The sequence below is a fragment of the Staphylococcus sp. GDY8P131P genome, assembly GCF_017891975.1.
GTDB lineage: Bacteria > Bacillota > Bacilli > Staphylococcales > Staphylococcaceae > Staphylococcus > Staphylococcus nepalensis.
This window is the reverse complement of sequence record NZ_JAESKF010000010.1, coordinates 86,828-109,907: the sequence shown is the minus strand read 5'-3', so window position 1 is coordinate 109,907 and position 23,080 is coordinate 86,828. Positions and strand designations below refer to the sequence as shown.

20 protein-coding genes and 1 pseudogene are annotated in these 23,080 nt (G+C 32.2%); 6 read left to right on the top strand and 15 right to left on the bottom strand.

Going from position 1 to position 23,080, the window contains the following annotated elements; all coding sequences use genetic code 11:
• Entirely contained in the window at positions 1-942 is a 942-nt protein-coding gene (locus KA894_RS09970) for a beta-ketoacyl-ACP synthase III (RefSeq protein WP_107644549.1), read from the bottom strand.
• Positions 943-1,168: 226 nt separating this feature from the next.
• On the opposite strand from KA894_RS09970, the gene KA894_RS09965 reads away from it, so the two are divergent.
• Complete coding sequence (locus KA894_RS09965; RefSeq protein ID WP_119488071.1) at positions 1,169-1,363, top strand: DUF2929 family protein; 195 nt, start codon at positions 1,169-1,171, stop codon at positions 1,361-1,363.
• 76 nt (positions 1,364-1,439) lie between these two features.
• Here KA894_RS09965 and clpB read toward each other — a convergent pair whose 3' ends face one another.
• Positions 1,440-4,049, bottom strand: a complete 2,610-nt coding sequence (gene clpB / locus KA894_RS09960; protein WP_119488070.1) for an ATP-dependent chaperone ClpB — start codon at positions 4,047-4,049, stop codon at positions 1,440-1,442.
• Between the two features lie 316 nt (positions 4,050-4,365).
• Here clpB and KA894_RS09955 point away from each other — a divergent pair, with 316 nt between their 5' ends.
• Both KA894_RS09955 and KA894_RS09950 read left to right on the top strand, forming a co-directional pair.
• Positions 4,366-4,785 (top strand): nuclear transport factor 2 family protein, encoded by a 420-nt coding sequence (locus tag KA894_RS09955; RefSeq protein ID WP_096810492.1) that lies wholly within the window; start codon positions 4,366-4,368, stop codon positions 4,783-4,785.
• A 103-nt stretch (positions 4,786-4,888) separates the two neighbouring features.
• Entirely contained in the window at positions 4,889-5,593 is a 705-nt protein-coding gene (locus KA894_RS09950; protein WP_210133929.1) for an SDR family oxidoreductase, read from the top strand.
• Between the two features lie 49 nt (positions 5,594-5,642).
• Here the strand turns inward: KA894_RS09950 and KA894_RS09945 are convergent, their stop codons facing one another.
• The 5 genes and pseudogenes from KA894_RS09945 to KA894_RS09930 form a co-directional block, all read right to left on the bottom strand.
• The gene (locus KA894_RS09945) at positions 5,643-6,011 is read right to left on the bottom strand and encodes an ester cyclase (RefSeq protein WP_232164695.1); all 369 of its coding nucleotides are present in this window, start codon (positions 6,009-6,011) and stop codon (positions 5,643-5,645) included.
• A 13-nt stretch (positions 6,012-6,024) separates the two neighbouring features.
• The gene (locus tag KA894_RS09940; protein ID WP_182478046.1) at positions 6,025-6,225 is read right to left on the bottom strand and encodes a hypothetical protein; all 201 of its coding nucleotides are present in this window, start codon (positions 6,223-6,225) and stop codon (positions 6,025-6,027) included.
• Positions 6,226-6,278: 53 nt separating this feature from the next.
• Positions 6,279-6,542, bottom strand: a complete 264-nt coding sequence (locus KA894_RS09935) for an MBL fold metallo-hydrolase (RefSeq protein ID WP_182478048.1) — start codon at positions 6,540-6,542, stop codon at positions 6,279-6,281.
• A 194-nt stretch (positions 6,543-6,736) separates the two neighbouring features.
• Positions 6,737-6,879, bottom strand: a pseudogene (locus tag KA894_RS14730) (hypothetical protein); the annotation flags it as partial.
• A 274-nt stretch (positions 6,880-7,153) separates the two neighbouring features.
• The gene (locus KA894_RS09930; protein ID WP_019469047.1) at positions 7,154-7,462 is read right to left on the bottom strand and encodes a metal-sulfur cluster assembly factor; all 309 of its coding nucleotides are present in this window, start codon (positions 7,460-7,462) and stop codon (positions 7,154-7,156) included.
• A 113-nt stretch (positions 7,463-7,575) separates the two neighbouring features.
• Between KA894_RS09930 and KA894_RS09925 the strand changes: the two genes are divergently transcribed.
• Complete coding sequence (locus KA894_RS09925) at positions 7,576-8,418, top strand: Cof-type HAD-IIB family hydrolase (RefSeq protein ID WP_096810494.1); 843 nt, start codon at positions 7,576-7,578, stop codon at positions 8,416-8,418.
• Between the two features lie 29 nt (positions 8,419-8,447).
• Positions 8,448-9,770 carry a CoA-disulfide reductase gene (locus tag KA894_RS09920; RefSeq protein ID WP_210133927.1) on the top strand — a complete coding sequence of 441 codons (1,323 nt, stop codon included), beginning with the start codon at positions 8,448-8,450 and terminating at the stop codon, positions 9,768-9,770.
• Between the two features lie 255 nt (positions 9,771-10,025).
• Here the strand turns inward: KA894_RS09920 and KA894_RS09915 are convergent, their stop codons facing one another.
• On the bottom strand, positions 10,026-10,934 hold the full coding sequence (locus KA894_RS09915; RefSeq protein WP_115342322.1) for a ketopantoate reductase family protein: 909 nt from the start codon (positions 10,932-10,934) through the stop codon (positions 10,026-10,028).
• Between the two features lie 137 nt (positions 10,935-11,071).
• Between KA894_RS09915 and KA894_RS09910 the strand changes: the two genes are divergently transcribed.
• On the top strand, positions 11,072-11,593 hold the full coding sequence (locus KA894_RS09910; RefSeq protein ID WP_115342323.1) for a TetR/AcrR family transcriptional regulator: 522 nt from the start codon (positions 11,072-11,074) through the stop codon (positions 11,591-11,593).
• Between the two features lie 140 nt (positions 11,594-11,733).
• Here the strand turns inward: KA894_RS09910 and KA894_RS09905 are convergent, their stop codons facing one another.
• From KA894_RS09905 to lepB (KA894_RS09875), 7 genes are all read right to left on the bottom strand, one after another.
• Positions 11,734-12,123, bottom strand: coding sequence for a YisL family protein (locus KA894_RS09905; RefSeq protein WP_096810498.1), 390 nt, complete (start codon positions 12,121-12,123; stop codon positions 11,734-11,736).
• Positions 12,124-12,354: 231 nt separating this feature from the next.
• Entirely contained in the window at positions 12,355-13,260 is a 906-nt protein-coding gene (locus KA894_RS09900) for a fumarylacetoacetate hydrolase family protein (protein WP_096810499.1), read from the bottom strand.
• 117 nt (positions 13,261-13,377) lie between these two features.
• A complete protein-coding gene (locus KA894_RS09895; protein WP_232164694.1) occupies positions 13,378-14,508 on the bottom strand; it encodes a DUF418 domain-containing protein in 1,131 nt (376 codons plus the stop codon).
• Between the two features lie 31 nt (positions 14,509-14,539).
• Positions 14,540-18,205: a helicase-exonuclease AddAB subunit AddA gene (addA, locus tag KA894_RS09890; protein ID WP_182478057.1), complete on the bottom strand. Its 3,666-nt coding sequence runs from the start codon at positions 18,203-18,205 to the stop codon at positions 14,540-14,542.
• Positions 18,202-21,666, bottom strand: a complete 3,465-nt coding sequence (gene addB / locus KA894_RS09885) for a helicase-exonuclease AddAB subunit AddB (RefSeq protein WP_210133925.1) — start codon at positions 21,664-21,666, stop codon at positions 18,202-18,204. The genes addA and addB overlap by 4 nt, the downstream gene beginning before the upstream one ends.
• A gap of 303 nt (positions 21,667-21,969) precedes the next feature.
• A complete protein-coding gene (lepB, locus tag KA894_RS09880) occupies positions 21,970-22,542 on the bottom strand; it encodes a signal peptidase I (protein ID WP_103372899.1) in 573 nt (190 codons plus the stop codon).
• Between the two features lie 18 nt (positions 22,543-22,560).
• The gene (gene lepB / locus KA894_RS09875) at positions 22,561-23,079 is read right to left on the bottom strand and encodes a signal peptidase I (protein ID WP_096810503.1); all 519 of its coding nucleotides are present in this window, start codon (positions 23,077-23,079) and stop codon (positions 22,561-22,563) included.
• Position 23,080: the final 1 nt, after the last annotated feature.

The following is a 23,080-nucleotide window of genomic DNA, read 5'->3' as shown; positions in this document are numbered from 1 at the left end:
CTATTTTCCCCATCTTATAGTTACAGCGCCCCAAGTAAGACCGCCACCAAATCCTACTAATACTAAGACATCATCGTCTTTAATTCTACCATTTTCTAACTCTTGAGCGATACTTAAGGGAATTGAAGCTGCTGAAGTATTACCAAATTTATCTACTGATACACTCATTTTCTCTTTTGGAATACCTAATCGTTCTCTTGCAGACTCCATAATTCTAATATTTGCTTGATGTGGTATGAACATATCTATATCTTCTGGTTCTAAATTCGCTTTAGCTACAGCGTTATTAGACGCTTCACCCATAATTCTAACAGCAAATTTAAATACTTCACGTCCATTCATAAATATTTTACCGTTATCTGGATTTAAATATAAGTATTCAGCGCCTGAACCATCTGAACCGAGTTCATAGCTTAAAATACCTCGTCCCTCTGACACTTCTCCAATAACGACTGCACCAGCCCCATCACCGAATAAAATAGCTGTCGAACGATCAGTAAAGTCAGTAATTTTTGATAATTTATCTGCACCTACAACTAGAACATTTTTATAATCGCCTGATTGTACAAATTGTTTCGCATTAATCATTGCATACATAAAACCACTACAAGCAGCTAATTGGTCCATAGAAGCAACTTTGCCAATACCTAGTCTGTCTTGTAATATATTGGCCACAGTTGGAAATGGAAAATCTCCTGTAGAAGTCGCAACAATAATCATATCTATATCTGTTGGTTCAATACCAGCATCTTTGATTGCTCTAACACTAGCTTGATAAGCTAAATCAGAAGTTTCTTCATCTTCATCAGCCCATCTTCTTTGTTTGATACCTGTCATTTTTGAAATCCATTCATCTGATGTTTCTAAAAATGTTTCAAAATAGGCATTTTCTACAACTTTTTCAGGTGCATATGCACCGAAACCTTTGATACCCACGTCCATCGTTGTACACCTTCTTAATAATTTTTTAATACCAGGTATTAATTTAACATAATACACAATTCCAATACAAGAACTTCAACTGTACAATAATCAAATTACATGCTTTATTATAATTTAAAGCAAATATGAGTACAATGAAAATTCTAGCTATATGAATTACTACTATACAAATAGCGCTTTCTTATTTATAATGAAAATATATATATTAAATTGGAGGCATTACATAATGAAATACCTCGCAGTGTTAATTTGGGCTATACTTTTATTACAAATGACAAATTTCGTACTTAACAGTCTTGCTGGTGGGGGCACACTTAACTTAATCGCTCCTATTGTAGGTGCTGTTGTATTTACAATCCTTGTAGTATTGTTTGACATGGTAATAAAATCTTCAAAACATGATACAAATGAACAGCATTAAGCATTTATAACTCAATTAATATAAAAAGCTCAGTAGCAATGAATACATTGCTACTGAGCTTTTTTCTTCTTACAATTTAAATCATTTCTGGTTCAATTTCTTCAAATGTTAATCCATCACCTGATAGATCAATTTTGATTACAGTACCTTCTGGTAAGTTTTCTCTAATCATTTTACGAGCAAGTGGTGTTTCAATTTGTCTTTGTACAAATCGTTTAAGCGGTCTTGCACCAAATTGAGGTTCGTACGCTTCTTCACCTAACCATGCTTTTGCTTTATCTGAAACATCAATAGAAATGCGTTGTTCCATCAGTCTAATATTCAACTGTGTTAAAATTTTATCAACAATCAGACTCATATCATTAATAGATAATGGTTTGAATAATACAATATCGTCCATACGGTTAATGATTTCTGGTTTGAAATATTGATTTAAACTGTTCATAACTGCTTTTTCTGTTGGTTCGGTGATTACGCCTGTATCTTTTACATTTTCTAATAAAATCTGAGAACCAATATTACTTGTCATAATGATAATGGTATTTTTAAAGTCCACTTCCCGACCTTGTGAATCAGTTAAACGCCCTTCTTCTAGTATTTGTAATAACACATTGAACACATCTGAATGTGCTTTTTCAATTTCATCTAGGAGAATAACTGAATAAGGGTTACGGCGTATTGATTCTGTCAATTGTCCGCCTTCTTCATGGCCAACATAACCTGGAGGTGCTCCAATTAAACGAGAGACAGAATGTTTTTCCATGTATTCACTCATATCTATACGAACCATATGTTTCTCTGAATCGAATAAAGTGGATGCTAATGACTTAGCTAATTCTGTTTTCCCTACTCCTGTAGGCCCCAAGAATAAGAAACTTCCAATTGGTCTATTTGGGTCTTTGATACCTGCACGAGCTCTTACCACTGCGTCTGAAACAAGGTCTACTGCTTTATCTTGACCTACTACGCGTTCGTGTAATATATCAGCTAGGTTTAAGAGTTTCTCTCTTTCCGTTTCGACTAATTTAGAAACTGGGATGCCCGTCCAAGAACTTACAATATCGCCGATTTCTTCATCAGTCACAATTTCACGAATGATACGTTCGTTATCTTCATTTTGTTCACTTTGGAAAGCATCTTCTAACTCGCGTAATTCTTTTTCTAAGGCTGGAATTTTACCATGTTGTAATTCCGCGGCTTTTTCTAAATTGTAGTTGTTTTCTGCATCTTCTAATGCTTTTCTACTTTCATCTAATTCTGAACGTTTGTCTTGTAATTTAGCTATTTTTTCTTTTTCTTCTTCCACGCGTGATTGAATAGAACTTTGTTTTTCTTTTTCATTAGCTAATTCTTCTTGAAGCTCTTGTAAACGTTGTTTACTTGCATTATCTGATTCATTTTTTAATGCAGATTCTTCGATTTCCAATTGCATCACACGACGATTGACTTGATCTAATTCTGTTGGGTTTGAACCCATTTCAGTACGTATTGTTGCACATGCTTGGTCTACTAAATCAATCGCTTTATCCGGTAAAAATCGATCAGTGATATAACGATCAGATAATTCAGCTGCCGCCACAAGTGCTCTATCTTGTATGCGAACACCATGATATACTTCATAACGTTCTTTTAAACCACGCAATATGGAAATGGTATCTTCAACATCTGGTTCAGATACATTTACTTTTTGGAAACGACGCTCTAACGCTGAATCTTTTTCAATATATTCTCTGTATTCATTTAAAGTTGTCGCTCCAATACAATGTAGCTCTCCTCGAGCAAGCATTGGTTTTAACATATTTCCTGCGTCCATTGCACCTTCAGTCTTACCAGCGCCTACAAGCATATGAATTTCATCAATAAATAAAATGATTCTTCCATCTGATTCTTTCACTTCTTTAAGCACTGCTTTTAATCTTTCTTCGAATTCACCACGATATTTAGCACCTGCAACAAGGGCACTTAAATCAAGTTCAAAAATCGTTTTGTCTAATAAAGATTCTGGTACATCTTTACGCACAATACGTTGCGCTAGGCCTTCAACAATGGCGGTTTTACCGACGCCGGGTTCCCCTATCAGTACAGGGTTATTTTTTGTTTTTCTACTTAAGATTCGAATGGAGTTACGAATTTCTTCGTCACGGCCAATAACTGGATCCATGTTACCTTGACGGACTTCTTCAACTAAATCTCGACCATATTTTTCTAAAGCTTCATAGTTGGCTTCTGGATTTTGTGATGTCACACGATTGCCTCCTCTAATTTTTTTAATAATTTCTTCAACAACTTCTTGTTTATTCCCTACAAATTGTTTAGTTGTATCGTCTATATCCATTGCAGCTAATACAATATGTTCCATAGATATATAGTCATCTTCATATTGGTTCATATAAGATTCTGCTTTGTTTAATAAGTTATTAGTGTTTTGACTAATATATTGTCCATATTGAATATTATCGCCTTGAACTGATGGATATTTTTCTAATTTTGCATTATATGTTTGGTTTAATTGTTCTGTATCAATATTTGCTCTATCAAATATACTTTTAAATAAACTATCATTTTCTGTTAATGCTGCTGATAAGACAGCTTCAATTTCAATATTTTGATTTTCATTTGTTTTTGCTAATTCAATTGCTTTTTGCAAAGCACCTTGAACAGCATAGGTCATTTGATTTATGTCCAAAATGATTCACCTCACCATTTAATGATTGATCAATAAAGTAAGTTTGACTTTGACTTTCTTTGACCTTATATACATTATATAACTTCTTATTAAATTAATCAACAATAAAGATCGCTTTTTCATATTATTTTTATGAGAATTGAAAGCTTGCTACATCGTATATTTTGCCCGTTTAACGTAAAATAAAACATGCATTTATTATAAGGAAATAAATTCAACTAGCATTTTCAAACTACTTAACTAAGTAAATACAATGACAGTTGTTATAATTATGTTACGATTATTGTAAATAGACAATATAAGGAAGTGTGCTTACATGGAACAAGAAATTAAAAAACCAATACCACCTTTCAATAAGCAAACAGCGTTGGAAAAAGTAAAGATAGCTCAAGACGCATGGAATACAAGAAATCCAGAAAAAGTTTGTCTCGCTTATACGGAAGACTCAAAATGGAGAAACCGTACTGAATTTTTTGAAGGACGCGAAGCAATCAAGTCTTTTTTATATAGAAAATGGAATAAAGAGCTTGATTATAAATTAATGAAAGAATTATGGTGTTACACAGACAACCTTATTTCTGTCCGATTTGAATACGAATGGCGAGATGCAGAATCAAATCAATGGATGCGTACACATGGCAATGAACATTGGGAATTTAATAAAAATGGTCTCATGACTAGAAGAGATATGAGTGCAAATGATTACCCAATTAACAAAGATGATAGAAAATACTAGAATCAAATATAGATTAATGAAGCTGACTAAAATTAACTATATTTTCATAATCATAAAGGAAAACAAAAAAACATTTATACTGTTAACCAAAGGAGATAACAATATGTCCCAAAACTTAATATATAAGACTGCATTAGTGACAGGCGCGACGAGTGGTATAGGTAAAGCCATCACAAAAAAATTACATCAAATGAATATGAACGTAGTAGCTGTAGCTAGAAACCAAGATAAATTAGATAGTTTAGCTTTCGAATTAAATAACGACTCTACATTACTCACGATACAAGCAGATGTTTCTAATAAAAAAGAAATAGAATTTGTAGTTAAACAAGCCGTAACGCATTTTGAGACAGTTGATGTTCTTGTTAATAATGCTGGGAAAATGGACTCTAGTAGAATTTTAGATGGTTCGTTATCTGATTGGGAAGATATGATTGATATAAATATTAAAGGCTTACTTTATGGTGTAAATTCGGTAATTGGAAATATGGTCAATAATCAAAAAGGTCATATCGTCAATATTTGTTCCGATTCAGGGTTTGAAGTTATTGAGCGTTTATCTGTTTATTGCGCTACAAAATTCTCTGTGCGCGCTATTTCTATTGGTTTAGAAAAAGAATTAGCTAATACAGGCGTACGGGTAACAAACATATCACCAGGTATGGTGGAAACAGAGCTCAGTTCGAAAAGCCCTTTTGAAGAAAACAGGAAAAAATTAGAACCTAAAGATATTGCCAATGCTGTATCCTATGCTATTTCTCAACCAAATCATGTTAACGTTAACGAAGTCACTGTACGCCCCACTTAAATCGTTTTTTATTTCTAAACTTTAATTTGGTTTGTAATATCATTGACATCTACATGCGATTTTTTTCTACAATTTTGTTATCTTTAAATTTTAAAAGCATCATTAATGAGAACCTCACATGTTTGCCATTAGGCCTAACGCCATTAAATGGTGTACCAGTATGCTTACCTTCAAACGTTAGATATACTGCTGCGCTGTTATTGTTGCCTAAAATAATTTCTTTAACTGGCATTTTAAAATCTGGAAAAGCAGCGAAGTTTTTTCCTTCAGACACTTTTAACCCTTCTACACCATAGTATGGCGTATCAATTTGTGGATAAAATACAAAATCATCATGACAGAATGTCTTTAATTCTTCGTAATCTTCATTTTCAATAAGTTTATAAAATGCTTTTATCAATTCTTTTCTGTTTTTCATAATATGACCTCAATTAAAATTTATATTTATCTCCGTCTTCTGGGATAAGAATTTGTGAATCGAAGTTATTTGTTTTAGCAAATTGTTTTAAATCGCTTCTTGATAAATTCCAATGGTTAACAGCTCCCATATGAACAACGATTATATTTGAACCAGGCGCTTTTTCGGCAACTTTTTGAATATCAACTTCATCCCTAATTAAAGAGCCGCCCATATTAAACTGGTTATCACCGCCATTAACAACGATTATTTCTGTCTTATATGACTCTAATGTTTTTTCAACTTCTCATACCACACTGTATCACCAGCAACGTATAATGTTTTTTCATTTTCGTTTTTGAATATTAATCCACATACATTACCCGCAATTTTTAGCACTTCTCCTCGCCCATGTTGGGCAGGTGTTTTAATGAGTGTTATTTCTCCGAGATAATTTGTTTTTTCAAAAATTTGAACGTTAGTAAAGCCAACATTTCTTACTTCTTCTGCATCTTCACCGTTTTGTGTATATATTTTAATATCTTTATGCAATAATCTCTGAGCAGTGGCTTAATTTCCGTATAAAATTGGTTTTTATTTAATTGTTTTGGAGTCGTTTTCCCAAAGAAATTCACATCATCTACTGAAATAGGTCTCACTAAATAATTATCATATACTTCTGTTTTAAATGACGTTTTCTTATCAGAGACCGTTTTTTTCCCCAATTTATCGAACGCTCCAACAAATACAAATAAACTAGTAATTAAATATCCTGAAATAACAAAAAAGTATCGACACCGATAAAGCCACCCGTTAGCCATTACTTATTTAAATGATAGATTATAATACTTATTACAACAATTGCTCTTAATCCATCTAAACCAGGCATATACCGAATTTGATACTTTACATGATTATTTTTTAAATTATGTCCATTTCTCCTCAAACTTTCTAAAATTTACATAAATACCCCTATATCACTTTGATTTACCTAGTTATTGTAATATAACTGCAATTATTTTAATGATTTGAACAATAAAAAATCTGAAATATTATATAGCGCGTTGTAAAAAGAGCCTCAATTACAAAAATAAAAAAACTAGCCTAAGTTAGCGATACACATAGTTATGTGTCCCAACTCAAACTAGTTTTTAATCAATATATTAACCTATACCAAGCGCAATTTTAGCATAACGTGACATCATTTCTTTACTCCATGGTGGACTCCAAACGATATTTACTTCTGTATCTGAAATCTCAGGAATTTCAGCTAACACCATTTTCACTTGGTTCATAATTTGCGGTCCAAGCGGGCATCCCATAGAAGTTAATGTCATTTCAACTGTACATAGTCCTTCATCATCAACGTCTACATTATATACTAAACCTAAGTTTACAATGTCAATGCCTAACTCAGGGTCAATTACCATCTCTAAAGCATTAAGTATGCTATCTTTTAATCCTTCGTCCATACTTCTCACCTCTCTGTATTTAATCATATTAACAATATATCAAATATCTTACAAAACGCCAATAAAATGCTATGATAATCATACATCATTTATTATATTTAAAGGAGATTTACATGAGTTCTTATTTAATTTGTTTAGACTTAGACGGAACACTATTAAACGATGACAAGGAAATTACATCTTATACGAAAAGGGTTTTAACTACATTACAAAATCAAGGTCATAAATTAATGATTGCAACAGGTAGACCTTATAGAGCAAGCCAAATTTATTACCATGAACTAAATATGAATACACCAGTTGTCAACTTCAATGGTGCTTTTGTACACCACCCTAAAAATGATCAATTCGAAATTATGCATGAAGTATTAGATTTAGGATTATCTCACGAGATTATTCAATCTCTTCAAAACTTTGGTGTTTCCAATATTATTGCTGAAGTAAGAGATTATGTCTTTTTAAATAATTTTGACCAAAAATTATTCGATGGGTTTTCAATGGGGAATCCCAAAATTGAAACTGGTGATTTACTTACCTCATTAAATGAGTCACCTACTTCACTTTTAGTTGAAGCTGAAGAATTTATGATTCCTAGAATTAAACAAATGCTCACACGTTTTTATGCTGAAAATATCGAACATCGTAGATGGGGGTCACCTTTCCCGGTGATCGAAATCGTAAGACAAGGTATTAGTAAAGCCAGAGGCATCGATTATGTAAAATCTTATTTAGATATCGATAGAAACCATATCATTGCGTTTGGTGACGAAGATAATGATTTAGAAATGATCAAATATGCTAAACACGGTATTGCTATGGAAAATGGCTTAGATGAACTTAAACATGTTGCAAACCACGTAACTTATTCAAATAACGAAGACGGCATAGGACGTTATTTAAATGATTATTTCAAATTAAATATCCCTTATGAAGAAAAAGTAGAATCACATATATAATCAATAGATTGATAGGGAGGTAATTGGTTATGGGTAAAATTTTAGTTGTTGGTGCCGTTGCAGGTGGCGCGACTGTTGCCAGCCAAATCAGAAGACTAGATAAAGATAGTGAAATTATAGTATTTGAAAAAGATAGAGACATGAGTTTTGCAAACTGTGCACTCCCTTATTATTTAGGTGAAGTAGTAGATTCAAGGGATAAAGTGCTTGAAGCAACGCCAGCGTCGTTCTATAAATCCAAACAAATTGTTGTGAAACCCTATCATGAAGTAACAGCAATCAATGATCATAAACAAACAATTACCGTTTATAATAGAATAGATCATACATCGTTTGAAGAAACGTATGATACTTTAATACTAAGTCCAGGATGTAGTGCTAACACTTTAAACTTAAACAGTAATATCAGTTTCACCTTAAGAAATATGGAAGATACAGATGAAATTGAAAACTTTATCGAAAATCAAAAAGTTAAAACTGTCCTTGTTATTGGTGCAGGGTATATTGGTCTGGAAGTATTAGATAATCTTCATGTTAGAGGGATTGATACTACATTAATCCATCGTTCTATGCGTGTTAACAAATTGATGGATGAAGATATGAATCAGCCTATTTTTGAAGAAATGGAAAAAAGAAATATTAACTATCGCTTAAATGAAGAAGTAGAAAAAGTCGATGGTAATAAAGTTCATTTTAAATCTGGAAAAATAGAAACATATGACATGATTATTGAAGGCGTCGGTGTGAAACCCAATTCTGAATTCATTAAATCATCTAATGTGATGTTAGACAGTAAGGGCTACATCGCAGTAAATGAACGCTTCCAAACAAATGTTAGTAATATTTATGCTTTAGGTGATGTTATCACTTCTCATTATCGTCATGTAGATTTAAATGCACATGTGCCATTAGCTTGGGGCGCTCATAGAGGGGCAAGTGTTATAGCAGAACAACTAGCTGGAGATGCATCTATACACTTTAAAGGTTATTTAGGGTCAAACATTGTAAAATGCTTCGATTATACCTTCGCTAGTGTTGGCGTGACGCCAAATGAATTATCAAATTTTGATTATCAAATAGTTGAAGCCAATCAAGGTGCACACGCAGGGTATTACCCAGGGAATACTAAATTACATTTACGTGTTTATTTTGAAAAATCAAGTAGACGTATCATACGTGCTGCAGCCGTTGGTAAAAAAGGCGTAGATAAACGCATCGACATTTTATCTATGGCAATGATGAATAAACTAACCATTGATGAGTTGACTGAATTTGAAGTTGCTTACGCCCCACCATATAGCAGACCCAAAGATATCATTAATATGATTGGCTACAAAGCTAGAAATAAATAAAAATAATCCCTTCTTGAAAAACACAAAGATATCGATGATTTCTATACGAGAACTAAGTAGAAATCATCGCTTTTATTATTTATATTAGTACTTTAAGGTTTAGATTTCTATAAAACAGAATACTTTTATAAAAATTGCTTATTTTTTATAAAGGGGCTCCATATTTTCTTAACCATATGTTTTAACAACTATAATAATGATATTAAATTCTTATTTACACCTAAAAATTAATAAACATAATACAATTCAACTTTATTATATCGATTCCCTAATCAAATCATCTAAATGATTTGTTGTTAACACCGTTGGCCTATTTAATAACTTTATATCTTCGTATAAAGCATTAACTTCTGAATTTGAACCTTGAATTTGATTTATCATTTTGATATTAATAATTAATTTTAACAGCGGATAAGCAATATATTTAAATTTCTTAAAAAGTATCGACTGTAATTTTGGGATGATCTTATAGTTACTATGTTCAATTAATAAATGTAATTCATTATATGACTTAATGATGTTACTGATAAGTTGCTTTTGATTACCTTTATATTTATTTTTCAGTGATATCCCAGTATTTAGAGGTATTATCATTGCTGCATGCGACATTAACCAATCTTCAAATCTTGTTTCATAAGTTAATTTTATAGATGAATTTTTAAAAATTGTATCAAGTTTATGATGAAATGGCATTACGCCATTGAGATGGCTTACTTTTAATTCCCCTGCATTAAATCGAATAACAGTTGTTGCACTATCCCCTCTATTTCCGCCAGTCATTAAAAAACCAAAAGATATATTTTTATGTGTGATTGATTGGCGAAGTACTGTTTGACGAAGCTTATGGGGGTTAGTGTTATTACCTATAAAAATAATATTGGTACTTATATTTTGAGCTATTGAAGGTACAACTGAGTAAAAATCTGAATACTTCATTGTTACAAAGATAACATCATAGTTATCATTCTTACCTAAATGACTTATATAGTTAAAGTGATCCGTAGTTCTTTTATTTTGTAAGTAATGATTCAATACAACCCCTCTCTTATTTAAGTGTTTATAATTTTCACCTCTAGCTAATAATGTTATGTTATTATCAGTTTTGTTTAATGTATGTGCTAAATATTGCCCTTGTACTCCAGTGCCATAAATAAGAATATTCATATGCGTCCTCCTTTTTAACGAACATTTGTTCATTAACTTGAACTTATCATTATAAAAAGTTAAACTCAATAAACAAAATAAGTATATTGACGATTATTGAACAGATCTCAAAAATCGTTGATAAATGAGGAATAATTATGGATAAAAGAAAAGAAAAATCACGTCAACTTATTATCGAAAATTTTATAAAGCTAATGCAAAAAAAGGACATTGCTAAAATATCTATGAAAGATATTGCCGAAGCTTCTAATATCAATAGAGGAACGATTTATTTAAACTTTTTAGATAAATACGACATACTTAATCAATCATTAGATTTTATATTAGCTGAAGCAATTGAAAAATGCGAGCGTACGATGAACCTTCAACAAGATGGTAAAACAAATATGCGTGAAATACTCGTAGCTATAGATAAACAATATGTTATCTTGAAACAATTAATACAAAAATCTGATTTAAATATATTAAGACAAACGCTTTCTGAAAAATTTATGCAATCTATAAGGCAGAAAGATAATGAAATAACATTACAATTTTTAGGTTCAGCAATAGTAGGTGTTATTATATGGTGGGTTGAGAACACTAGACCATGCTCTATTGATGAGTTAAGTAATGAACTATGGTATCTATTAGAACCGCATATTGATACATTTCTATAGAACATGTTAAAAATCAAAGTACGCGTTTGATACGCTATTTTAATGTTTACATATCATTGCGCCCTTCAATTTAAATTATCTATCTACTGCCAAAATAAAAAAGATGCTACGACAATAAAGTCATAGCATCTTTTTTCACATTATAAACCAAACATTTGTGTAATTGGTCCTCGTGGTAAAATAACGCCGATAATCATAGTAATAATAAATACAACGATTGTCCCCCACAATAAACCGTGGCTTGGTTGTCCTTTTTTACGTTTAGTAACTGTAACTTCCATCAAAGCTACAACAGCTACACCGCAAATCATTTTCAATGTTAACAACATATGGCCACCTGAATTATCAGAACTAAATGCTTGAATCCAAACCCAAAATCCTGAAATTAAGACTAATACCATAAATAATCTTAATAACATATGAATAGGTTTAAAATAAGGTGTCGCGCCTTGTTTTTCAGAAAAATTAAAATATGCTGCAAAAAACAAGATAATTAGCAATACCCAACTTGCAATATGCATATGTAACATAAAAGATTACCCCCACACATTTTTACTTTATAAATATATAAAACAGAACTATACCATTCTTTTAACTATAAAATTAAAAGAATGCTTCTCTTATCATACTGAAAAAGTAACTGTATTTCAAAAAAATTCTGCACTGCTTATTTTATCCGTTATTTCATATTAAAGCAATATACTATTTTTGTTCCATTAAAAATAGGCTAACTTTTGAGCTAGCCTACTTTTAATGTTTTATTATTTTTCTGCAATAAAGTTTGTTAGTGTTCCGATATTATCAATTGTTACTTTGACTTCATCGCCTGGTTGTAAGAACTTCGGAGGATTCATACCTGCACCTACACCAGCTGGTGTGCCTGTTGCAATAATATCTCCAGGATGTAAAGCAACATATTTAGAAATCTCTTCTATCAATTCGTCAATTTTAAGAATCATTTCACCTGTATTACCATCTTGGCGTATTTCATTGTTTACTTTAGTTACAATGTTAACATCTTCAGGCGTAGGTAATTCGTCCTTGGTTACAATATATGGTCCAATTGGACAACCGCCTGTTAAACTTTTAGATAAGAATGCTTGATCTTGTGCTTTTTGAGCTTTTCGATCAGTGATGTCATTAATAATAGTATAACCATATACATAATCAAGCGCTAAACCTTTAGGAATTTTTTCACCTGATTTACCAATTACAATGCCTAATTCACCTTCGTAATCTAACTGGTCTGTGATATCTTTATGATTCGGTATTGTACTGTTATCACCAGTTAATGATGAAGCTGCTTTTGTAAAGACATACAAGCGTTGAACTTCGTGGTTCAATTCACTTGCGTGATCTTGATAATTACGTCCAAAAGCAATCACATTATTTGTTGGCGTTACTGGCGGTAAAAATTCAATATCAGTAAACGACACTTTATAGTCTTCACCTCTACCACTATCTTCTGCTGCAACTACCGCTTTGCGAACTTGTTCTTGGAAATCGACAACTTGGTTTTGTTGAAGCCCATTTAATAATGTTTTCGGGTGGAATTCGCCTTCCGCAAAATCAGCAAAAACTTTTTTTAAGTCCCATGCAGCCTCTTCACGTTTAACTTTCACACCATAAGATGTCTGTCCTTCATGTCTGAATGATAGGAATTTCATTCAATATCAGCTCCTCATCTATATCTTACTACATATTATAACTATATTTACCAACAAATCACAAATAAATACCCACTATTTTCAAAAAATTCAATACTCTCTAACATTTTATAAATGCTATTTTAAATACGTTACCTTACGCCATAACCATTCAATCGGACCGTATCTATAATATTTTAGATAGAAGTAACAGAATACAAGCTGTATGCCATAAACAACTAATACAATAATATAAGATTGATATAAAGGTAACTGATTATATAAACTTAACCCTACGTAAATAAATGTAAAAATAAAACTCTGCATTAAATAGACTGTTAGACTTAACTTACCAGGGTATTTAAAAATGGTCAAAACATGCGAAAATTGCTTCAACTGACATAAATATAAACACAATAAAATATAACCAAATCCTACCAAAGGCCCGCCAATCATAGAACTAATCATATTGAAGCCTTGATGTCCATAATCAATTACATAAGGTATTTTAATCATATAACCTATGAGTAGTAACGTAATTAAAGATATGATTGTGCGGCTATGATTATGTTTTACTTTCTCTACCAAATTAAATTTTTGTGCTGCCATACCGAATAAGATATATGGTAAAAATTCAAAATATGCAGAAAATGTTACTGTATCTACGATGCTATTTAAATATTCTTTAACATTAATACTTAAAAAATTAGAATAAGTACCACTTTGTTTTAATGCTATAATTTCAGAAACAGACAAACCACTTATACTAAAAGTGCTGTATGGATTGTCGTTCAAAGTCATTAAAAACGCTGGTAACACAAGAATAATGATTTTCACTGCAAATAAAATGATTGCTGCTTTTAAAAGTTGTCCCGCAGTTTTTTTAATAAATAATACTGCTATCATTCCTGTAAATGCATAGCTGAATAAAATATCTCCTGAAAACAATAAGAAACCATGGAGCATACCTAATACCAATAAGAAAATGAAACGCCTATATATAAAAGGATAGTAATTCATCGATTTTTTTAAACGATTGGTGTACATGATTGCTAGCCCATAACCAAATAAAAAAGTAAATATAGGATAAAATGAACTGATCACAAAAAGGGTGATGCCACGTAACAAACTTTCATCAAAACCACTTACCAAATCTGGAAGAAAAGCCTCTTCATACGGCATACTAAACACTAATATATTCATTAATAAAATGCCAAATAAACTCAATCCGCGTAAAGCATCTAACTCAAAAATCCGCCGCTGTTTCAATACCTTCAGCTCCCTTTATAAAATAATCATCTTACGATTGATCATCTATTGAAAGTTGACCAAATTTAAAGAAATATAAATAACCTTTTACGGGTACATTTAGGATTGTCTGTAATGTATTTCGGTAATATTCCATTTGAATTTTATAACGAGAACGCAATTGGTTTCCTACTTCATCATCTGACATACTCAAACGACGATTAAACGCATCTGTTTTATAGTCAACAAAATAATATTGATGATTTTTAATAAAAATCAAATCAATCATACCTTGAATAATTGATGCATCCGTTTCAGCATCTTTCAACTGATCTACTTTAGTTTGGTTAACAACAAAAGGTAACTCACGGTAGATATGTTCACTTGTTGCAATGGTTAGATATAAATCGCTTTCCACAAATCTATAAATATCTTCAAATTGAATATCCATTTTTGCATCTTCAGGAATAATAGATTGAGTGATTAATTGATTCACAAACACTTCAATTTCTTCTGGTGTAAGGCGTTCTTGTTTAAATGGCAAATGCTGCATTACGGTATGCATTAAAGTCCCTATCTCATTCGCTTTTCTCTTAGTTTGGTGACTTAAAAATGCGGGTCTCTCATAAGAAGAAGTACCGATACGATATTGGCGTACTCTGTCATAATTTGTGTCAGCCTGTTCTGTTTCTAATTGTCGTTTCAATTCTGATACTGACTGTTTCGATGGTTTTACAACAGCTTGTTTGTAAGGGTACTCATAATTTAATTGCTGGCGTATTTTTGCTTTCACTGGGGTATTGCCAGTATTTGATTGTTCAATATCCGCCACTGTTCGTTGTTCATTTTCTGATACAACTTCTTCTGAAGCAATATCTTCATAAAAATCCGTATTCAATTGGACATGTGGTTTCATTGTTGCATCAATCTCTTCGATCGATTGTTCAAAGCGCATTTCTCTTGGTAAAGATAAAGATTGATATTTTGAAAGTATTGGATATATCAAATCAATCGGTCTTTGCGCTGTAATGCGGTAACTTACTGGTAAATGTGTGTCCGAAACTGAAATTTGCTCGAATTGGGCTAATTCTTTCTCTTCTTTAACGCGCCCCACTAAAAACAACTGTTCCTTAGCACGTGTCAAGGCCACGTAAATCAATCTCATTTCTTCTGAAACCATCTCTTTTTCTGCTATAGCTTTATACGTCACTGATGATAACGAAGGATAAGTTAAATTCGTTTCAACATCAAAGTATGTCATTCCCAATCCATAATTTTGGTTTAAAATGACTGGTTTATGCAATTCATCTCTTCTAAATTTCCTAGATAATCCTGAGTAAATGACATAAGGAAATTCAAGTCCTTTACTGCTATGAATTGTCATCATTCTCACAACATCATCATTAGGACCGATAATGTTTTCTTCTCCAAAATCTTTACCTCGTTCTATGAGCTCATCAATAAATCGAATGAATTGATATAAACCACGAAAACTAGAATTCTCAAATTCAACTGCCTTATTAAACAAACCGTATAAGTTCGCTCGACGGCCTTTACCACCGATAAGACCACTAAAATATTGAATAACATAGTGATCATTGTAAAACTTATCAATAAGCTGATATACAGGGTGGCTCTGACTGTATTCTTGATACATCGCAATATCATTTAAAAATGCTTGTAGTTTTTTCACTAATTTCTTATTAGCAACATCGTGTGCCATATAATGTTGTATAGATTGATAAAAGTAATCATCATTAGGGCTAAACACTCTAATGTTTGATAGCTCATCTTCAGTGAATTGATAAATAACAGAGCGCATTAAACCTACTAAATAGATATCCTGTAACGGATTATCTACAGTTCTTAAAAATGATAATATTAACTGTACTTCTGTTTGTTCAAAATAACCTTCTTTACTATTTACATGAAAAGGAATGTTATGGTCTTTAAACGCTTGTTGAATTTTTCGTGCTTGGCCATATGATCTTTCTAAAATAACAATATCTTTATATGTCGGTTTGCGATATTGTTGTGTTTTTACGTCGTAAATTTCACGTTCATCCATAATTTTTTCAACTTGTTGCACAACATACTCTGCTTCCTGTTCAGAGCCTTTTAAATCTGAAGCGCCATCTTCTATGAGCATATTCAACTGCACATCATGCGGTTCATTGTCAAACGGCGCACCATAATAAAGTTGAGCCGCGTCATCGTAGACGATTTCTCCGACTGCTTCATCCATCATGTGTTTAAATAAATAATTGGTAGTTGTCAGCACTTCGGATCTTGAACGGAAATTTTGGGATAAATCAATGCGCAGACCATACTCTGAACCATTTAAAGTAAAACGGTTATATTTTCCAATAAATAGACTAGGATCTGCTTGACGGAATTTATAGATAGATTGTTTTACATCACCTACCATAAATAAATTTCCGTCAGCCTCTTCCCCGCGCTTAATACATGATAAAATCTTTTCTTGTACTCTATTGGTATCTTGATATTCATCCACTAATATCTCTTCGAATTGTTCACGGTAAGCTTTTGCAATTGTAGATGGTGAACCATCCTCATTCGTTAATATGCGTAAAGCAAAGTGTTCATAATCAGAAAAATCCAACACATTTCGTCCACGTTTTTTTTGGTTAAATCGTTCTATCACGTCGTGCGTTATTTGCGCAAGGTACGAAACTCTTGGTGCTAAGCGTTTCATATCTGATTTTAAATCTTCAGAAGCTCTTGAAAAATAATCGTTTTTTACTTTTGATACTAACTTTTTATAATCATCATAATAAGCTTTGCCATCATCATATGCATCTATCATCATTTCATTAGCTTCTTTAATCTTTTTATCTTTTCTCGGAAACGTTTTTTCAAATTCATGTTGCGTTACGATTTCAGAGTTTATATATCCATCTTCCATCGCTTGCTTTAAAAATTGTTGTTCTCTTTCTATAACTGCAACTTGCTTATCCACTTCTTCAAGCATCATAAATAAATCGTAACTTTTATTTAAAGACTCTAGCGCAGATGTCATAAAAATCATAGCCAATTCGTTTAGCAGCTGTAACAGTGCTTCTTGCTGTTGTTCATTTTCATATGGAACTGAAAGGTTTTGTAACCAATTGACAGGATTAGGATTAGCGACACTAAAGAAATACATTTTTTTGACAATAGCCCTAAGTTGGTCATCATTTCGATCAGAAGACAATTGTTCTGTTAAATCAACAAAATTAGGGTCTAAAATATCATAATGTTGTTCTAACACTTCATCAATCGTTTGCTCAAGTAGTAAAATATTTTCTGCTTCCCCACTTGTTTTAAAGTTTGGATCTATGTCTAATACATCGTAGTGCTGTTGGATTAACTTCAAGCAAAAACTATGCAATGTAGAAATTTGTGCTTGATGAATTTTAATGCGTTGATTTTTCAAATGGGTATTGTCAGGCGATTCAGAATAAGCTTCTTGAATACGTTGATCTACACGTTGTTTCATCTCTCTTGCACTTGCATTTGTAAATGTCACAACGAGTAAACGATCTACGTCAATCTTATCTCTAAGGATACGTTGAATAATACGTTCAACTAAGACAGCTGTTTTACCTGAACCAGCAGCAGCAGCTACGAGTATATCTTGATCTTTAGCGAAGATACTTTTCCACTGATTATCAGTCCATCTGGTATCAGCTGGTTTTACAGGAATCTCACTCATCATTCTTCTTCCTCACTTTCTAATTCCAAATCTTGAACTGCTTCTAGCGGGTTGATTGCTTCATCTACAGTTCGATATCTTTTACTGTCAATCATGCCATCTACATGACACACAGGTTTATAATTACAGAAATCGCATGGTAACGTTTGATTATATTTCATTGGTGCAACTTCTGTGTGACCATCCATAATATTAGATGCTGTTTCAATAAAATTCCGTTTATTGTGTTGGATTAATTTATATATAGTCTTTTCATCAGCAACTTTACTATTACGCTTGATGCCGCCATCTTTTTTCAAACCAAGTGGCACAATATCTGAATTATAATTCGGCTCTAACCTTGTATCGAAAGCTTCTAATACAGCATCATCACTGTTCAACAAACCACTTAATTTAAATGATTGAATAAATTCTGTATCACGTTTAGTCTCATTTAATTCATTCCAAGCCAATTTAATACGTGGTTCATGTACATGAAAATACAATAAGCCACCAGGTTTTGTCATATTTGTTAGCCCAAGTCTAGATTTATTCTGCAGTACAATATCCATATACGTCATCATTTGCATTTGCATACCATAATAAACTTTCGTCAGATCGAGCGTACCACTGTATTTAGAAGATTTATAATCAATAATGTTTACAAAACTTTCTTCTCCATGATTATACGTATCGATACGGTCAATTTGACCACGAATATTAATAGGGATGCCTTGTTTTGTTTGTAACGGTTGGGCATATAATTCCTCGTTGTCTCTAGGTTTTCTTCTGAAGCCCGCTTCAAATCGTTGAGGTATAAATTTGCTATAACTGCCTTGATATTTTAATGCAGTTAATGTCGTTTCAACAATAGAACCTATACGTTGTGATAAATATCGATAATAAGCCGTGGAATTTAATAAATTAAATTGTATCTCTGGTAGTATTTCAGATAATGCTTCACTTGTTAATTTATGAATTTGGTTTACATTTAAATTTTTGAAATCACCATTCACTTTTTCTGAAATAAATTTTAACACTTGATGGAAAATATCTCCTAAATCAAAATTTTCTAATTTATATTTTGTACGCTCATTAAGTCTTAATCCATGTGAAGCGAAATGTTTAAAAGGACATGATTGATAACCTTCAAAACGTGACACGCTTGCATTGATAGTCGTACCGTATAAATCTTTTGATAACGATTCGCTAAGTTGTACCGTTTCGTTATCATAAGTTAATGCTGATAATAGATAAGTCAATCCTTCATTGAGTTGAGCATCGTCTCTCATGACTTGATATGTATCTAGCCATGTATCAGCAACAATCTCATCATCAAGCCAAGCTTTCAGTGATTCGAATAAAGCAATCTTTGTTTGATGAGGATGCTCCATTAATGTAAGTGGGTTTGCTTGATGTTGATGATGGATATTTTGTATGTCTATGTTAGTGAATAGTTGTTGAATTTGATTTAAGAATGGGCTAGGTTCTTTTTCATCGCCTTTAGTGCCCATCAACGAATATGAAAAGGTAACATCTGAACATCCTCGAGTCATAGCAATATAACATACAAATGCTTCATCCATTTGTAATATATCAGCTGTAGGGCTGAGCTCAATAGCTGACTGTTCCTGGAAATATTTCTTTTCCTCATCTGTAATCAGTCCAGATGAACTTACAGTTTGTGGTAGTACACCATCATTCACTCCAACAAGATATATGTGTTGTTTATTATCGACTTTAGCTAAATCCATTGTACCAATACTCACTTGGTCAAGTGTCTGAGGAATCATAACAAACTCTAACTGATCCAATCCAATATCTAAAAGTTCTAAAAATCTATTTTGTGTCATCGTTTGAGTACCAAATACAGTAACTAAATCATCTAGCGTTTGGATAAAACCATGCCATAGTTGATCTATTTCTTCAGCTTTACGATGTTCACCCTCCGTATCCAACGTATCACGTTCAGTCATTAATTGACTCGGTAAATCAAATGTTTCTATTGCTTCATAAAATGCCGTAGCAAATTCTACAGCAGTCGAAGCATCAGCCATTTGATTTTCAAAACGCATAATTTTATCTATAACATCCGTTTTTAATTGAATCACTCTTTCAAACGTATGACGTTCTTCATCTGTTAATGGTTGTCGTTTTAAGCCCATTTTTCTAAATTGCTCAACTTGGAAATACTGGTCATCGATCCACCGTTTCCCGTAAACCCCTCGTTCTAATACAAAGTTCTCCAAAATATCAATAAGATATTGGCTATCTTTATATTTTTTTGTTAATACATTGGTTTTAAACAAACGCATTAAGGGATCAAAGTTCCAATTTGTTTGTAGCACTTCAATTAATGATCGGAGCATCTCCATAATAGGATGATGTGTCATTGAAGCTTTAATATCAATGTTATATGGAATATCATACTGGGGTAAAATGGATTCCATTAAATAAGCATACGTTTCATCTCTATATAAAATAGCAATATCTTGAAAGCGTCTACCCAATTCTCGATTTTCTTTTAAGATACGTCTTGCAACTTCATTAATTTCTTCACGCATAACTGATGATTCTATGATAGATATATGGCCTTCTGAAGCGATAGATTCAAATTGTAGTGCATTAAAATTTTGTTCTAGATGCATTAGTTCTTTGTTAGAAAATCTTTGTAAATCATTAAACCGCTTCTTATTCAAACGAATATTTAAGTCATCAGCAATATCTTCAATATGTGTTAATGACTCTGAGGCTTTTCTAAATAAACTAAAGACGTCTTTATCCCCATCAGTCGTTAATGCGACTGTTACTTTTTTCGTATTTTGTACTAAAGCACGAATCATTTGGTATTCAATTGTAGAAAAGTTATGAAACCCATCAATATATATTTCAGCGCGTTTTAACCATTCAGATTGATGCATGAGCGAAATAAAGCGTTGTAAACTATCCTCTGTAGAAACATATTCACCAGTAATTCTATCTTCTAAGTGCTTATAAATTAACGCAATATCTTCTAATTTATGCTTCGTTCTTGTTTGTAAATCATTCGCAGCGACGTATGATTCTAAATCTTGTGGAGAAACTGCATATTTTTTAAAATCTTGTATTTGTTCATAGAGTTTTTCACTGAAACCATAGTATTTAACTTGCGATTGATATAGTTTTAATTCTGATTGGTATGCTTGAATGATGTCATAAATCATCATTTCAGTACCTGCTTTGGATAATTGTTGTTCTGTCAATCCACCAACCTCTTGGAATACTCGATGACTTAAACGTTCGAAATGGAGCACTTCAGTCCTCAAACTACCGTATAAACTTGCATCGTTTACAAAAGCTTGTTCAAGTTTAAAAGTATTTTGTGTAGGTGCAATCAATACAATGGGATCTCCTAACGGATCCTGTTTCATTTTATTTTTTATTTCTTCTATTATATTGTGGGATTTGCCAGTACCGGCTCTCCCGATATATGCATTTAATTCCATTGCATATGCCAACTCCTTTGAATCACATTTTAACATATAACAAATTGTACTTCGTCCATCTTTAATTATTTTGTATTTTTCAATGGGTTGATGACTAATAACCTTACATAGTTTAAATATTACCTTATATAAAAAAGGGCAGAACAGAAATCTATTTTCAAAATCAGATTTCTTAATTCTGCCCTAGGCACAGATAAATCGTAAAAAACTGGAAAAGAAGATATTTCCAAACCAATCTTCTGTTACCTTTATTATGTTTGAGTCCGAAATATTTCAATGTCTCAAGCTTTTTGTACTTTTTATTTATTCATAGTTTGTATCCGGATTAAATCCAAATTTCATTTCATTAAGTGGCCAATATCTAAATGATACTTTACCTACAACTTGGTCTTTATCAATTAAACCAAATGAACGGCTATCTTTACTAACTTCACGGTTGTCACCTAGCACTAGCAATTTATCTTTTGGAATTTTATTCTTACCGTCTACTTGGTTGATATCTTTCGTTTCAAGGCTACCAGTAATGTATTCACCTAATTTATGTTTTTCATTATAATCTAAATAAGGTTCATCTACTTTTTTACCATTAACGATGAGTTGATCATCTTTATATTCTATTTCATCTCCAGGTGTACCAATGACACGTTTGACGTAGTCATTTTCTTTTGTAGCATGAAATACAATAACATTACCTTTTTCTAAACTACCTAGTTTTTGACCTATTAAATTGACTACTACGCGTTCTCCATCTTTAAGTGTCGGATCCATAGAGTCACCCTTTACTGTATATGACTTTGCGACAAAGTTTGTAATCAATAGCACTAACGCTACAGCAACAACGATTGACACAATCCATTCTAATATTTCTTTTTTCACTGTTTACACCTCGTCCATTTAATTAAAGTTTGCTGTGAATCTATCAAAAGGATAATACCTTAAACTGATGTCACCAATAATTTCTTCCTGTCGAACAAAGCCAATTGTTCTAGAATCATGTTTATTATTACGATTATCATTAAGTACAAAATAAACGTCCGGTGGAATAATATCTCCTTCAGACCCTTTAACATTTCTAAGAGATAATTCATCAATACGCGTATCAGTATAACTTTCTTTCACTTGTCTGTCATCTCTATACAACTGCCCTTGTTTAAAAGCAATAGATTGACCAGGTTTTCCGATAATTCTACCAAAATTGGTATCATTACCTTTACGGTACATGATAATATCATTATTATTTAATAAATTAAATGTTGTTTTGATTTTATTAACAATTACACGATCGTCTTGTTTCAATGTCGGATTCATACTTTTATCTTGAATCACAGCACCGGTAATTACAAACGCTTGAATCAATATGACAATAATAATCGCAAATATAATAGAAATCAAATGTTTTACTATCTTACTCAAC

Excerpts from the sequence above, each read along its gene's own strand:
- KA894_RS09940 (WP_182478046.1), bottom strand. The coding sequence starts at position 6,225 with ATGGGCGGCTCTTTAATTAGGGATGAAGTTGATATTCAAAAAGTTGCC.
- KA894_RS09930 (WP_019469047.1), bottom strand. The coding sequence starts at position 7,462 with ATGGACGAAGGATTAAAAGATAGCATACTTAATGCTTTAGAGATGGTA.
- KA894_RS09970 (WP_107644549.1), bottom strand. The coding sequence starts at position 942 with ATGGACGTGGGTATCAAAGGTTTCGGTGCATATGCACCTGAAAAAGTT.
- addA (WP_182478057.1), bottom strand. The coding sequence starts at position 18,205 with ATGATGAGTGAGATTCCTGTAAAACCAGCTGATACCAGATGGACTGAT.
- KA894_RS09955 (WP_096810492.1), top strand. The coding sequence starts at position 4,366 with ATGGAACAAGAAATTAAAAAACCAATACCACCTTTCAATAAGCAAACA.
- KA894_RS09925 (WP_096810494.1), top strand. The coding sequence starts at position 7,576 with ATGAGTTCTTATTTAATTTGTTTAGACTTAGACGGAACACTATTAAAC.
- KA894_RS09920 (WP_210133927.1), top strand. The coding sequence starts at position 8,448 with ATGGGTAAAATTTTAGTTGTTGGTGCCGTTGCAGGTGGCGCGACTGTT.
- KA894_RS09910 (WP_115342323.1), top strand. The coding sequence starts at position 11,072 with ATGGATAAAAGAAAAGAAAAATCACGTCAACTTATTATCGAAAATTTT.
- addB (WP_210133925.1), bottom strand. The coding sequence starts at position 21,666 with ATGGAATTAAATGCATATATCGGGAGAGCCGGTACTGGCAAATCCCAC.
- KA894_RS09900 (WP_096810499.1), bottom strand. The coding sequence starts at position 13,260 with ATGAAATTCCTATCATTCAGACATGAAGGACAGACATCTTATGGTGTG.
- KA894_RS09905 (WP_096810498.1), bottom strand. The coding sequence starts at position 12,123 with ATGTTACATATGCATATTGCAAGTTGGGTATTGCTAATTATCTTGTTT.
- KA894_RS09950 (WP_210133929.1), top strand. The coding sequence starts at position 4,889 with ATGTCCCAAAACTTAATATATAAGACTGCATTAGTGACAGGCGCGACG.
- KA894_RS09945 (WP_232164695.1), bottom strand. The coding sequence starts at position 6,011 with ATGAAAAACAGAAAAGAATTGATAAAAGCATTTTATAAACTTATTGAA.
- KA894_RS09965 (WP_119488071.1), top strand. The coding sequence starts at position 1,169 with ATGAAATACCTCGCAGTGTTAATTTGGGCTATACTTTTATTACAAATG.
- KA894_RS09915 (WP_115342322.1), bottom strand. The coding sequence starts at position 10,934 with ATGAATATTCTTATTTATGGCACTGGAGTACAAGGGCAATATTTAGCA.